The organism is Streptomyces yaizuensis, from assembly GCF_034961445.1.
Classification (GTDB): Bacteria; Actinomycetota; Actinomycetes; order Streptomycetales; family Streptomycetaceae; genus Streptomyces; species Streptomyces yaizuensis.
Genome location: NZ_BSBI01000010.1, coordinates 205367 through 217826, shown reverse-complemented (window position 1 = coordinate 217826; position 12460 = coordinate 205367). Strand labels below are relative to the sequence as shown.

General features: G+C 73.4%; 11 protein-coding genes. 9 read left to right on the top strand and 2 right to left on the bottom strand.

Going from position 1 to position 12460, the window contains the following annotated elements:
* Window positions 1–32 precede the first annotated feature (32 nt).
* Together SYYSPA8_RS23740 and SYYSPA8_RS23735 are read left to right on the top strand one after the other, a co-directional pair.
* Complete coding sequence (locus SYYSPA8_RS23740) at window positions 33–863, top strand: helix-turn-helix domain-containing protein (RefSeq protein WP_323449423.1); 831 nt, start codon at window positions 33–35, stop codon at window positions 861–863.
* The gene (locus SYYSPA8_RS23735; protein WP_323449312.1) at window positions 860–1060 is read left to right on the top strand and encodes a DUF397 domain-containing protein; all 201 of its coding nucleotides are present in this window, start codon (window positions 860–862) and stop codon (window positions 1058–1060) included. Before SYYSPA8_RS23740 ends, SYYSPA8_RS23735 begins: the two co-directional genes overlap by 4 nt.
* A 61-nt stretch (window positions 1061–1121) precedes the next feature.
* On the opposite strand, the gene SYYSPA8_RS23730 is transcribed toward SYYSPA8_RS23735, so the two are convergent.
* Together SYYSPA8_RS23730 and SYYSPA8_RS23725 are read right to left on the bottom strand one after the other, a co-directional pair.
* Window positions 1122–1472, bottom strand: a complete 351-nt coding sequence (locus tag SYYSPA8_RS23730) for a hypothetical protein (RefSeq protein ID WP_323449311.1) — start codon at window positions 1470–1472, stop codon at window positions 1122–1124.
* Window positions 1438–1662 carry a hypothetical protein gene (locus SYYSPA8_RS23725; RefSeq protein WP_323449310.1) on the bottom strand — a complete coding sequence of 75 codons (225 nt, stop codon included), beginning with the start codon at window positions 1660–1662 and terminating at the stop codon, window positions 1438–1440. Before SYYSPA8_RS23725 ends, SYYSPA8_RS23730 begins: the two co-directional genes overlap by 35 nt.
* Window positions 1663–2509: 847 nt before the next feature.
* Here SYYSPA8_RS23725 and SYYSPA8_RS23720 point away from each other — a divergent pair.
* The 7 genes from SYYSPA8_RS23720 to SYYSPA8_RS23690 all read left to right on the top strand — a co-directional run bounded on the left by SYYSPA8_RS23720 (window position 2510) and on the right by SYYSPA8_RS23690 (window position 12424).
* Window positions 2510–3298 (top strand): TIGR03084 family metal-binding protein, encoded by a 789-nt coding sequence (locus tag SYYSPA8_RS23720; RefSeq protein WP_323449309.1) that lies wholly within the window; start codon window positions 2510–2512, stop codon window positions 3296–3298.
* A gap of 4 nt (window positions 3299–3302) precedes the next feature.
* Window positions 3303–5021 (top strand): acyclic terpene utilization AtuA family protein, encoded by a 1719-nt coding sequence (locus tag SYYSPA8_RS23715; protein ID WP_323449308.1) that lies wholly within the window; start codon window positions 3303–3305, stop codon window positions 5019–5021.
* Window positions 5022–5169: 148 nt separating this feature from the next.
* Window positions 5170–6705 carry an acyl-CoA carboxylase subunit beta gene (locus SYYSPA8_RS23710; RefSeq protein ID WP_323449422.1) on the top strand — a complete coding sequence of 512 codons (1536 nt, stop codon included), beginning with the start codon at window positions 5170–5172 and terminating at the stop codon, window positions 6703–6705.
* A gap of 5 nt (window positions 6706–6710) precedes the next feature.
* Window positions 6711–8792, top strand: a complete 2082-nt coding sequence (locus tag SYYSPA8_RS23705; protein WP_323449307.1) for an ATP-binding protein — start codon at window positions 6711–6713, stop codon at window positions 8790–8792.
* Window positions 8789–9973: an acyl-CoA dehydrogenase family protein gene (locus SYYSPA8_RS23700; RefSeq protein ID WP_323449306.1), complete on the top strand. Its 1185-nt coding sequence runs from the start codon at window positions 8789–8791 to the stop codon at window positions 9971–9973. The genes SYYSPA8_RS23705 and SYYSPA8_RS23700 overlap by 4 nt, the downstream gene beginning before the upstream one ends.
* A gap of 43 nt (window positions 9974–10016) precedes the next feature.
* Window positions 10017–11687 (top strand): 4-coumarate--CoA ligase family protein, encoded by a 1671-nt coding sequence (locus tag SYYSPA8_RS23695; RefSeq protein ID WP_323449305.1) that lies wholly within the window; start codon window positions 10017–10019, stop codon window positions 11685–11687.
* Window positions 11684–12424 (top strand): enoyl-CoA hydratase family protein, encoded by a 741-nt coding sequence (locus SYYSPA8_RS23690; RefSeq protein ID WP_323449304.1) that lies wholly within the window; start codon window positions 11684–11686, stop codon window positions 12422–12424. The genes SYYSPA8_RS23695 and SYYSPA8_RS23690 overlap by 4 nt, the downstream gene beginning before the upstream one ends.
* Window positions 12425–12460: the final 36 nt, after the last annotated feature.

The window sequence follows — 12460 nt, the reverse complement described above, 5'->3', positions numbered from 1 at the left end:
GATCTGCGGTGCTAGTAGAGATAAGGGTTTCGATGACGAATCGCAAAGAGTTGCACCCCGAGAGGGGGCCGCGCGAGAAGTTCGGGCAGGTCCTGCGCCTGATGCGAGATGAACGCGGCTGGACACAGGAGGAGTTAGCGAAGCTGCTTGGGTGCACAGACGCCCACGTGTCTGCCGTAGAAACTGGCCGGCGGCCAGCAACTCCACAGTTCGCCAAGAACCTAGATCATGTGTTCGGTACAGGCGATCGGCTGGAGCGGCAGAGCCAAGCAGCCAGACAGGCCGCGCTACTTGAGGGGTTCCCGGAGTACGTTGAGTACGAGGGCCGGGCCGACGAGGTAAAACTGTTTGAGGTGGGTCTCGTCCCTGGGCCACTTCAGACGCGCGACTACGCGGAAGCAATTGAGGTTGACCACGTGAGGCGGGGGGTCCTCGCTACAGAAGAGGCGACAGAGCGGGTCTCACTCCAGATGGAGCGGCAGGCTGCCCTGTCACGTGCATTCCCTCCCCTGATCTCTGTGGTACTGGATGAGAGCTGTATCCGCAGATGGGTGGGGGGTTCCACGGTCATGGAAGAGCAGCTACGTCGTCTGACCGAGTTCGCAGCACTTCCCAACACCGTGCTTCAGATCGCGCCGTACACCATGGGGGAGCGTCGCCCGTTCAATCGGCTGGTGAACTTGCTCACCCTGCCTGACCGGACCACGGTCGTGTACGTCGAGTCTCAGAGTCAGGGCTACCTGGATCGCGACATCACCTCTGTGAAACGGATGACGAGGGAATATCATCAGCTTCAGGCTGACGCCCTCTCCCAGACAGAGTCCGTCGCCTTGATCGAAAAGCTACGAAAGGGCACCCCGTGACGACCGAGTCCCTCAACTGGATCAAGTCCTCCTACAGCGGTAGCGGCGGGTCCTGCGTCGAGTGGGCCCCCGCGCACGCCTCCACGACCGGCGTCGTCCCCGTCCGGGACAGCAAGAACCCGGGCGGGCCGGTCCTGACCGTTTCCGCAAACGCCTTCGCCGGCCTGGTGACCATGGCCCGTGACGCCGCTCTCTAGCCCGGCAGAACGCACAACAGCCCCACTCATCGGACCGGAGAAGTGGGGCTGTTCGCTGTGATCACGCCGCCGGGTCAGCCTCCAGCGGGGGCGGCGCGGGAACCACGGCGGGGGTCGCCATGCCGTTCTCGTCCAAGGCGATCCAGTTCAGTTCGACACTGCGGATCAGGACACCGGGGAAGTCCTCGAATCGGCTCAGCGCGTCCGCGATGGCGTCGGTGAGAGTGGTGGCCCGGAGGACACACATGAACCGACTGTAGCCGGGTCGCTCGGCCAGACCGATACCGCCTTCGGCGAAGCGGTCCAGCCCGTCCAGGGTGTCCTTCTGTTCATCGGACAGGGGAGCGTCCAGTACGAGACTGAAGTGCCAAGCGGGCTCAGACGCACCGCTGGTGGTTCCGGACGAACTCATTGATCTTCTTCGCCTCATCTCCGGTGTTTCTGGGGGTGCAGTAGACCACGGTCTGATCGTTGCAGGGGCAGCAGAGCACCCACCCCCACCGGTGCTTGTTCTTGTCGTGTCTGACCTTGAGTCCCGCCGCCTCCGCGCGCTTCAACGCCGCCTCGACGTCCTTCTTCTGATGTCGGTCTCCGAGTGCCACGTCACCACGTCCTACGCCCTGGTGGGGCGGCACACGGCGGAACCGGGGCGGAGCCGCCCGTACGGGTGACTGTCCGCCTGGCGGTGAACGCCGAAGGGCCCCGGTCCCTGAGCCCCGGAGATAGCATGCGCAGTGGCCCCGCGCCTGATTGACGCAGGGGCGGGGCTGTCTGCTGCTGCCGCTGTCAGGCTGCGAGGTTCACGGACAGGACGGCCCGCTCCCACGCACCTGGTGCGTCTTCGCCGGGGGTCCGGTCGACCAGGACCACCGCCCACGGGACCAGCGTCCCCGAAGGCCGTTCCACGGTCACGCCGTACCGGCCGGCGAGCCCGCCTTTGCGGAGCACCGCCGCGAGCTGGTGCTGGTGTCCAGGATGCGGGTGCGGAATGCGGCGGGGCAGGGTGCTGGTCCGTCCTCAATCGCCGGACCGGCTGGATGTGCTCGGGTCGTCGTCGGGGGCCAGCCCCCGAGGCCCCCGCGCCTCAATCGCCGGCGAGGCTGGATTTGTTCGGGTGGTCCCGGGGCCGGGTGTGGTGCGGGTTGGTGGTGGCCTCCGGGCTCACCTCCTCGGGGTCGGCGGACCGAAGGCCCACCGTCAGCGCACGCCGGACTTCCCGCCGATCCCCTGCGGGGGCGACCCTGCACCCCCCACCCACACAGCCAGCACAGGCGGACCGGTACCCCGAGCCGGGGGAAGAAGGGCGCGGGACCCCGTACCGACACGGGCCGGCCGGCGCAAGGCCGACCCGCGCCCCACCCCCGCCAAAGAAAAAAGCACCGTTGATTGTTTATGGGAGCGCTGCCATGCTCCCGCACACGACCCGCCCCGCCCGCCCCCGGAGGCCCCGTGTCCGACCTCGCCGCCGCCGTCCTCGGTGATCTGGAGGACGAAGGCACCGCACTCGACCGGCTGGTGGCCGGTCTGGACCCGGGCGGCTGGGCGCGTGGCACGCCCGCGCCCGGCTGGAGTGTCGCCCATCAGATCGCACATCTCGCGTGGACCGACCGGGCCGCCCTGCTCGCGGTCACCGATGCCGACGGGTTCGCCACCGAGGCCGGGAGGGCCCGGCCCGCGACGTTCGTGGACGACGGTGCCGCCGAGGGGTCGCGGCGGCCGCCCGGCGAGTTGCTCGCGTACTGGCGGGAGGGCCGCGCCCGGCTCGCGGCGGCCCTGCGCGCGGTGCCCGCCGGGACCCGGCTGCCCTGGTACGGGCCGCCGATGAGCGTGGCGTCGATGGCGACGGCCCGGCTGATGGAGACGTGGGCGCACGGCCAGGACGTGGCGGACGCGCTGGGGGTGGCCCGTACCCCCACCGCCCGGCTGCGGCACATCGCGCATCTCGGCTTCCGTACCCGGGACTTCGCGTACGCGGTCCGTGGCCTCGCTCCGCCCGTGGAGCCCTTCCGGGTCGAGCTGACCGGCCCCGGCGGCGAGGCGTGGGCGTACGGTCCGGTGGACGCGGCCCAGCGGGTGAGCGGGCCCGCGCTCGACTTCTGTCTGCTGGTGACCCGCCGGGCGCACCCCGACGATCTCGCGCTGGCGGCCGAGGGGCCCGGGGCCGCCCACTGGCTCACGGTCGCGCAGGCGTTCGCGGGGCCCCCGGGCCCGGACCGTGCCCCGCGAGCGGGGGCGTGACGCCGTGGACGACGTGCTGCGGATCGGCAATGCCTCCGGTTTCTACGGCGACCGCTTCGACGCCGTGCGCGAGATGCTGACGGACGGTCCGCTCGATGTCCTCACCGGCGACTATCTGGCCGAGCTGACCCTGCTGATCCTGGGCAGGCAGCGGCTCAAGGACGCCCGTCTCGGCTATGCGAAGACCTTTCTGCGGCAGCTGGAGGACACGCTCGGCCTCGCCCGTGACCGGGGGGTGCGGATCGTCTCCAACGCGGGCGGGCTCAACCCGGCCGGGCTCGCCGGCGCCGTGCGGGCGCTCGCCGCCCGGCTCGGGATCCCGGTGCGGGTCGCCCATGTCGAGGGCGACGCGCTGGCGGACGGGCCCTGGCCGCCCGGCGCGCTGACCGCGAACGCCTATCTCGGGGGCGCCGGGATCGCCGCCTGTCTGCGCGCGGGCGCGGATGTCGTGGTCACCGGCCGGGTCACGGACGCGGCGCTGGTCACCGGGCCGGCCGCCGCCCATTTCGGCTGGGGGCCGAACGACCTGGACGCCCTGGCCGGGGCCGTCGTCGCCGGTCATGTCCTGGAGTGCGGCACCCAGGCGACCGGCGGCAACTACGCCTTCTTCGGGGACATGGACGCCACCCGCCCCGGCTTCCCCCTCGCCGAGATCCACCGCGACGGCACCTCGGTGATCACCAAGCACCCCGGTACGGGCGGCCGCGTCGACATCGGCACCGTCACCGCCCAGCTGCTGTACGAGACCGGGGGTACGCGCTACCCGGGCCCCGACGTCACCGCGCGGCTCGACACCGTACGCCTCGATGCCGTCGGCCCCGACCGGGTCCGGATGTCCGGCGTCCGGGGGGAGCCGCCGCCCCCCGCCCTCAAGGTCGGCGTGACCCGGATCGGCGGCTGGCGCAACGAGGTCGTCCTCGTCCTCACCGGTCTCGACATCGAGGCCAAGGCCCGGCTCGCGCGGGAGCAGCTCGAAGCGTCCTTCGGCGCCGACCGGCCGGCCGTGACGCACTGGGAGCTGGCGCGGACGGACCATCCCGACGCCGACACCCAGGAGCGGGCCAGCGCGTATCTGCGGCTCGTCGTCCGCGACCCCGACCCGGCGAAGGTGGGCCGCGCGATCAGCGGCGCCGCCGTCGAGCTGGCCCTCGGCAGCTACCCGGGCTTCCATCTCACCGGGCCGCCCGGCGACGGCTCCCCGTACGGGGTGTTCACCGCCGAGTTCGTCGACGCCACGGCGGTCGCCCACACCGCCGTCCTGCCGGACGGCACCCGGACCGTGCTCCCGCCGCCCGCCCGCACCCTCCCGTTCGATCCCACGGAGGGGCCGGCGGAACTGCCGGAGCCCTGGACCGCCGGGCCCGTCCGGCGCGCCCCGCTCGGCCTGGTCGCCGGCGCCCGCAGCGGCGACAAGGGCGGCGACGCCAACATCGGGGTGTGGGCGCGTTCCGACGGCGCCTGGCGCTGGCTCGCGCACGAGCTGACCACCGACCGGCTGCGCACGCTGCTGCCGGAGACCGCGCCCCTGCCCGTGGTCCGCGCGGTGCTGCCGAATCTGCGGGCGCTCAACTTCACCGTGCGCGGGATCCTCGGCGAGGGGGTCGCGGCACGGGCCCGGTTCGACCCGCAGGGCAAGGCGCTGGCGGAGTGGCTGCGCTCCCGCGAGCTGGAGATCCCCGAGGCGCTGCTGCCACCGCCCGGCGCCGCCGACCGAGGCCACTGAAGCGGCACCCCGACACCGGAGGTCAACCGTGAGCGACCCCGTACCGCCGCACGACCACCAGGACGACCGCGAGCACGACCAGGACCACCAGCACGATCACGACCCCGACCACGACCCCGACCCGGAGCGCGCCGCCCGCCGTGCCGCCATGCTCGACCGGCTCGCCGCCCTGGCCGCCGAACACGCCAAGGCCCTGGCCGGCGGCGGCGAGAAGTACCTCGCCCGCCACCGCGCCCGGGGCAAGCTCCTCGCCCGCGAGCGCGTCGAGCTGCTGCTCGATCCGGACACCCCGTTCCTGGAGCTGTCCCCGCTGGCCGCCTGGGGCACGGACCACCCCGTCGGCGCCTCCCTCGTCACCGGCGTCGGCGTGGTCGAGGGCGTCGAGTGCGTGATCACCGCCAACGACCCGACCGTGCGCGGCGGCGCCTCCAACCCCTGGACGCTGAAGAAGGCCCTGCGCGCCAACGAGATCGCGCTCGCCAACCGGCTGCCGCTGATCTCCCTGGTGGAGTCCGGCGGCGCGGACCTCCCCTCCCAGAAGGAGATCTTCATCCCCGGCGGGGCGCTCTTCCGCGACCTCACCCGGCTCTCCGCCGCCCGGATCCCCACCGTCGCCGTCGTGTTCGGCAACTCCACCGCCGGCGGCGCCTACGTCCCCGGCCTGTCCGACCACACCGTCATGATCAAGGAGCGGTCGAAGGTCTTCCTCGGCGGCCCGCCCCTGGTCCGGATGGCCACCGGCGAGGAGAGCGACGACGAGTCCCTGGGCGGCGCCGGGATGCACGCCGCCGTCTCCGGGCTCGCCGACCACTTCGCGCTGGACGAACCGGACGCGCTGCGCATCACCCGCCGGATCGTCGCCCGTCTCAACCGGCGCAAGCCGCACCCCGACCCGCCCCCGGCGAAGCCGCCCCGCCACCCCGCCGACGGGCTGCTGGACATCGTCCCCGAGGATCTGCGGACCCCCTTCGACCCGCGCGAGGTCGTCGTACGGATCGTGGACGACTCGGCGTACGACGAGTTCAAGCCACGCTACGGGCCCAGCCTGGTCACCGCCTGGGCCACCCTGCACGGCTATCCGGTGGGGATCCTCGCCAACGCGCAGGGCGTGCTGTTCAGCGCCGAGTCCCAGAAGGCCGCCCACTTCATCCAGCTCGCCAACCAGCGGGACATTCCACTGGTCTTCCTCCACAACACCACCGGCTACATGGTCGGCAGCCAGTACGAGCAGGGCGGCATCATCAAGCACGGCGCCATGATGATCAACGCGGTGGCCAATTCCCGCGTACCGCATCTGTCGGTGCTCCTCGGCGCCTCCTACGGCGCCGGCCACTACGGCATGTGCGGACGCGCCTACGAGCCCCGTTTCCTCTTCGCCTGGCCGAGTGCCAAGTCCGCCGTCATGGGCCCGCGCCAGCTCGCGGGGGTGCTCTCGCTGGTCGCGCGCGCCTCGGCGGCGGCCAGGGGCGAGCCGTACGACGAGGAGGCCGATGACGGGCTGCGCGCGATGGTGGAGGCGCAGATCGAGGCCGAGTCGCTGCCCGCGTTCCTCTCCGGGCGGCTGTACGACGACGGGGTCATCGACCCCCGCGACACCCGGACCGTCCTCGGGATCTGTCTCTCCGCGATCCACAACGCCCCCGTCGAAGGCGCGCGCGGCGGCTTCGGCGTCTTCCGGATGTGAGGGCCATGACGACCGCCGAACCGACAGCGACAGAGACACCGGTCATTCGTACGCTGCTCGTGGCCAACCGGGGCGAGATCGCCTGCCGGATCTTCCGCACCTGCCGCGAACTCGGCATCACCACCGTCGCCGTCCACTCCGACCCCGACGCCGGCGCCCTCCATGTCCGCGCGGCCGATCTCGCCGTCCGGCTGCCGGGCGCGGCCCCCGCCGACACCTATCTCCGGGCCGATCTCCTGGTCGCGGCGGCGCTGGCGGCCGGCGCCGACGCCGTCCACCCCGGGTACGGATTCCTCGCGGAGAACGCGGGGTTCGCACGGGCCGTGACCGCCGCCGGGCTGCTGTGGGTGGGCCCGCCCGCCGCCGCCGTCGCGGCCATGGCGTCCAAGCCCCGGGCGAAGGAACTGGCCGGGGAGAAGACGGGTGCGGCCGCCGCTCCCGCGTTCCCGCTGCTGGTCAAGGCGGCGGCGGGCGGCGGCGGGCGGGGCATGCGGATCGTCCGCGACCCGGCGGACCTGCCGGCGGCGCTCACGGCGGCCCGCGCGGAGGCGGCGGCCGCCTTCGGCGACGACGAGGTCTTCACCGAGCCGTACATCGAGCGCGCCCGCCATGTGGAGGTGCAGATCCTCGCCGACGCGCACGGCACGGTGTGGACGCTCGGCACCCGCGACTGCTCGCTCCAGCGCCGCCACCAGAAGGTCGTCGAGGAGTCCCCGGCGCCCCACCTGCCGCCCGGTCTCGCCGGCCGGCTCCAGCAGGCATCGGCGCGGATGGCCCGCGCGGTCGGCTACACCGGCGCGGGCACCGCCGAATTCCTCGTCACCCCCTCGGGAGAGCCCCACTTCCTGGAGATGAACACCCGGCTCCAGGTCGAGCACCCCGTCACCGAGGAGGTCCACGGCCTCGACCTCGTCGCCTGGCAGCTGCGGATCGCGGAGGGCGCCCGCCTGCCGGCCGAGCCGCCGCCCGCCCGGGGACACGCCGTCGAGGCCCGGCTGTACGCGGAGGACCCGGCCCGCCACTGGGCGCCCGGCGGCGGACTCCTGCACCGGCTCTCCGTCCCCACCGGGCCGGGGCTCCGCATCGACACCGGGTACGCCGACGGCGACACCGTGCCCGTCCACTACGACGCCCTCCTCGCCAAGGTCGTCGCCTGGGCACCCACCCGCGCCGAGGCCCTGCGGCGGCTCGCCAGCGCCCTGGAGCGCTCCCGGGTGCACGGGCCCGTCACCAATCTGGAGCTGCTGATCCGCTCGCTGCGCCATCCCAAGACGGCGGCCGGCCGGGCGGACACCACGTTCTACGAGCGGCACCTGTCCGAACTCGTCAGCGCCGCCCCCGACCCGTACGCGCCGGTCGCGGCGGCCCTCGCCGACGCCGCCCGCTCCGGTGCCCGCTCCCGGTTCGGCGGCTGGCGCAATCTGCCCTCGCAGCCGCAGTCCCGGCGGTACCGCACCGACGCGGACGGCGCCGAGCACGAGATCCGCTACCACCACACCCGGGACGGGCTCACCGTCGAACGCGCGCCGGGCGAGCCGGCGGTCCTGGTGGTCGCGGCCGGGCCGGACGCGGTGGTCCTGGAGACCGGCGGGGTCCGGCGGCGGTACGACACGGCCCGCCACGGGGACCGGGTGTACGCGGGGGCCACCGCGCTGACGGCCCTGCCGCGCTTCGCGGGGCCCGCCGAACGGCACGAGCCCGGCTCGCTGCTCGCCCCGATGCCGGGCACCGTCGCCCGGGTCTCCGACGGGCTCGCGGTCGGGGACCGGGTGGTCCGGGGGCAGCCGCTGCTGTGGCTGGAGGCGATGAAGATGGAGCACCGCGTCGCCGCGCCCGCCGACGGGGTGCTGACGGCGCTGCACGCGGCGGCAGGCCGCACGGTGGAGCGGGGCGCGCTGCTCGCGGTCGTCCAGGTGCCCGGTGAGCAGGCGACCGGTAACCCGGCGCCCGGTCACCCGACGACCGGCGTACCGGACGCGGCCCACGAAGGAGCAGAGCACAGCGCACAGCACAGCGCACAGCACAGCGCACGGATCGGAGCAACGCCCGCCGTATCCCGCCCGGAACCCGAGGAGAGACCCTCATGAGCAGCACCGTGACCACCGAGAGCCCCGAGCACCGGGCCCTCCGCGCCACCGTCGCCGCCCTCGGCCGCCGCCACGGCCCCGACCACGACCGGGACCGCCTCTGGGCGGAGGCCGGCGCCCTCGGCCTCCTCGGGATCGCCCTGCCCGAGGAGTACGGCGGCGGGGGCGCCGGACTCTCCGAACTCGCGCTCGTACTGGAAGAGTTGGGTGCGGCCGGCTGCCCTCTGCTGATGATGGTCGTCTCGCCCGCCATCTGCGGCACCGTCATCGCCCGCTTCGGCACCCCCGAGCAGCGCCGCACCTGGCTGCCGGGGCTCGCCGACGGCTCCCTCACCATGGCCTTCGGCATTACCGAGCCGGACGCGGGCTCCAACTCGCACCGGATCACCACCACCGCCCGCCGCGACGGCGACGACTGGGTGCTCACCGGCCGCAAGATCTTCGTCACCGGGGTGGACATCGCCGACGCCACCCTGATCGTGGGCCGGACCACCGCCACCGCCACCGCAGCCACCGCCACCACCGACACCGCCGCGACCACCCGCACCGGCCACCGCCTCAAGCCCTGTCTCTTCGTCGTGCCCCGGGACGCCGAAGGGTTCTCCCGCACCCGCGTCGACATGGTGATCGACGCCCCTGAGCACCAGTTCGAACTGGTCCTGGACGAGGTCCGGCTGCCCGGCTCCGCGCTCGTCGGCGACGAGGACGCCGGGCTGCTCCAGCTCTTCGCCGGACTCAACCCGGAGCGCGTGATGACGGCCGCGTTCGCGATCGGCATGGGCCGCTACGCCCTGGGCCGGGCCGTCGAGTACGCCCGGCAGCGCCAGGTGTGGGACACCCCCATCGGCGCCCACCAGGCCATCGCCCACCCCCTCGCCCGCAGCCACGTCGAACTCGAACTCGCCCGGCTGATGACGGCGAAGGCGGCCCGCCTCTACGACGACGGCGACGACACCGGGGCGGGCGAGGCCGCGAACATGGCCAAGTACGCCGCCGCCGAGGCGTGCGCCGACGCCGTCGACCGCGCGGTGCACACCCTCGGCGGCAACGGGCTCACCCGCGCGTACGGACTCGCCCCGCTCCTGACCGCCTCCCGGGTGGCCCGGATCGCCCCCGTCAGCCGCGAGATGATCCTCAACTACATTTCCCATCAGTCCCTGGGTCTCCCCAAGTCGTACTGAGAGCCGTGATTCTGGCCCTGTCGACCCAGCGAGGAGGCGTTCCATGGCGTCCACCCTGCACCAGCCGTCCCACCCGCCGCACGGCGGGGACGAGCATGTCTTCCGCAGCACCTACCCCGATGTCGCCCCCGTGTCCGTCGCCGTCCACGACACCGTCCTCGGACCGGCCGCCGGGTACGGGGACGCCGTCGCCCTCATCGACGGGGTGACCGGCGCCCGGGTCAGCTACGCGCGACTCGACCACGACCACCGCCGGATAGCGGCCGCGCTCGCCGCCGCCGGCGTCCGCAAGGGCGATGTCCTGGCCCTGCACAGCCCCAACTCCACCGTCTATCCGGCCGTCTTCCACGGCGCGACCCGGGCCGGCGCCAGCGTGACCACCGTGAACTCCATGGCCACGGCCGAGGAGTTCGCCCGCCAGCTCCAGGACTGTGCCGCACGCTGGATCATCACCGTCGCCGCCCTCCTGGACACCGCCCGCCGGGCCGCCGAACTCGTCCCCGGCGTCCGCGAGATCTTCGTCTGCGACCGGGCCGAAGGGCACACCGGCGTCCCCGCGATGCTCGCCTCCACCGCCCCCGAGCCGGATGCCGGCATCGACCCGGACCACGACATCGCGGTCCTGCCGTACTCCTCCGGCACCACCGGCACACCGAAGGGCGTGATGCTCACCCACCGCTCCGTCGCCACCAACCTGGCCCAGATCCGGCCGCTGCTGCCGATGAAGCCCGGCGACCGCATCCTCGCCGTGCTGCCGTTCTTCCACATATACGGCCTCACCTGCCTGATGAACGCCCCCCTCCAGAGCGGGGCCACCGTCGTCGTCCTGCCCCGCTTCGAGCTGGAGAGCTTCCTCGCCGCGATCGAGAAGCACCGCGTCACCGGGCTGTACATGGCCCCGCCGATCGTGCTCGCCCTGGCCAAGCAACCGGCGGTGGAGCGGTACGACCTCTCCTCGCTGGAGTACCTCTACTGCGGCGCCGCCCCGCTCGACGCCCGGCTCGCCGAGGCGTGCGGGGCCCGCCTCGGACTGCCGGCCGTACGGCAGGGGTACGGGATGACCGAACTCTCCCCGGGCGCCCACATCGTCCCCCTCGCCGAACCCGCCCCGCCGCCGGGTACCGTCGGCCGGCTCGTCCCCGGCACCGAGATGAAACTGCTCTCCCTGGACGACCCCGGCCGCTGCGCCGGACCCGGCGAGGACGGCGAGATCGCCATCCGGGGACCCCAGGTGATGAAGGGCTACCTGGGGCGGCCCGAGGCGACCGCCGAGATGATCGACGCCGAGGGGTGGCTGCGCACGGGCGACGTCGGGCGGGTGGACGACGGCGGCTGGCTCTTCGTCGTCGACCGCGTCAAGGAACTGATCAAGTACAAGGGGTACCAGGTCGCCCCCGCCGAACTGGAGGCCCTGCTGCTGTCCCACGAGGCCATCGCCGACGCGGCGGTGGTCGGCGCCTACGACGAGGACGCCGGCACCGAGATCCCGCACGCCTTCGTCGTCCGGCGGCCGGGCACCGAGCCCCTGACCGCGACCGAGTTACAGGAGTGGGTCGCCGCCCGCGTCGCCCCGTACAAGAAAGTCCGGCGGGTCTCGTTCGTCTCCGGGGTGCCTCGTGCGGCATCGGGGAAGATCCTCCGCCGGGAGCTGCGCACGGCACGGGAGCCGCGCCGGCTCGGGGAATCGACGGACCGGGAGGACGGCACACCATGACGGAACTGGTCGCCACCGCACAGGAGCGCGGTGTCGCCACCCTGACGCTCGACTCGCCCGCCAACCGCAACGCGCTCTCCGCGCGGCTGGTGGGCGAGCTGGCCCAGGCACTGGAGAAGTGCGCAGCCGACCCCGCCGTACGGGCGGTGCTGCTCACCCACACCGGGCCGGTGTTCAGCGCGGGCGCCGATCTGAAGGCCCCGCCCAGCCCGTACACGTTCGTCGACCTGCTCCGGCGGATCGTGACCCTGCCCAAGCCGGTGATCGCCCGGGTGACGGGCCGGACCAGGGCGGGCGGCCTCGGCGTGCTGGGCGCCTGCGACATCGCGGTGGCCGGGCCGGACGCGGACTTCGCGTTCACGGAGGTACGGATCGGGGTGGCGCCGGCGGTGATCTCGCTGCCGCTGCTGCCCCGGCTCGACCCCCGGGCGGCGGAACGCTACTACCTCACCGGGGAGACCTTCGGCGCGGCCGAGGCCGCCCGCATCGGACTGCTCACGCTCGCCGCCGACGACGATGTGGACCGGGCGCTCGCCCCGCTGCTCGCGGGGGTGCGCAAGGCGTCCCCGCAGGGGCTCGCCGCCGCGAAGGAGCTGGTCACCGCGCGGGTGCTGGCCGCGTTCGAGCGGGACGCGGAGGAGCTGGTGCAGCGGTCGGCCACGCTCTTCGCCGGCGGTGAGGCACGCGAGGGGATGGCGGCGTTCCTGGAGCGGCGGCCGGCGGCGTGGGCGCTGTAGGGCGGGCCGGACCGGGCGGCCACCGCCGCCCGGTCC